The organism is Hyphomonas oceanitis SCH89 (assembly GCF_000685295.1).
In the GTDB taxonomy this organism is placed as follows: Bacteria; Pseudomonadota; Alphaproteobacteria; order Caulobacterales; family Hyphomonadaceae; genus Hyphomonas; species Hyphomonas oceanitis.
Genome location: NZ_ARYL01000142.1, coordinates 1 through 786, shown reverse-complemented (window position 1 = coordinate 786; position 786 = coordinate 1). Strand labels below are relative to the sequence as shown.

At 60.3% G+C, this 786-nt stretch carries 2 protein-coding genes; both read right to left on the bottom strand.

The genetic code is table 11. From position 1 onward, the window contains the following. Window positions 1-164, bottom strand: a 164-nt coding sequence (locus tag HOC_RS22775) for an efflux RND transporter permease subunit (RefSeq protein WP_156950586.1), incomplete at its 3' end; no start/stop codon positions are given. Window positions 165-175: 11 nt separating this feature from the next. Beyond that, window positions 176-786, bottom strand: a 611-nt coding sequence (locus tag HOC_RS20625; RefSeq protein ID WP_035542654.1) for an efflux RND transporter periplasmic adaptor subunit, incomplete at its 5' end; no start/stop codon positions are given.

Below are 786 nucleotides of genomic sequence, written 5' to 3'. Positions count from 1 at the left end.
AGGCCTTCGGTTTCGGTAAAGACCTGAACCAGGGAGGGGGTGACGTCCGGAAAGGCATCCACGGGCAAGGCCCGGAAGGCGAACAGGCCGCCAAGCGTCATGGCGAGTGCCGCGATGGCTGCCAGGAGGCGGCCCCCGGCGATACGGTGCATAAAATTGATCATGTCTGTTGGTCCTAGTGTCCGTGTCCATCGCCAAAGGCGTCTTTTTCAAGCTGGGCCTTGAGGGTGAAGCCCCCTTGCGAGACAAAGGTCTCGCCGACCGCCAGGCCCGAACGAATTTCGACAAAGCCGCCGGCCGCTGCACCGATCATCACTGGCCTGGGTGCGAAACCGCCTTCAACGGGAACGAATATTGACGGTTTGTCTTCGACAATCTGGACAGCTGTTTGCGGGACCCGCACCACGGGGCTTGCATTGCCGACACTGAGATCAGCCGTGACAAACTGGCCAGGCGTCAGACGGCCATCTGCATTGTCCACAATCACTCGTGCCGTCGCGGTGCGAGAGGTTTCATTGATGACGGGAAGCACGAAAGCGACAGTCGATAGCGCCAGGACATTTCCTGCGTCGGTCTTCAGCGCGACAGGTGCGCCAATACGTATACGACCAATGTCCTGTTTGTAGACGGCGATGTCTGCCCAGACCACGCTGTCATCCGCGATCGTGAAGAGCGTGTCGGCGCCGGCGTCTCCCGCGGCAACAGTCTCGCCAAGAGTCACTGCGCGCCGGACAATCGTTCCAGCGATCGGCGCAGTCAGGTAGGAATTGGCATTGTCGCCATCTC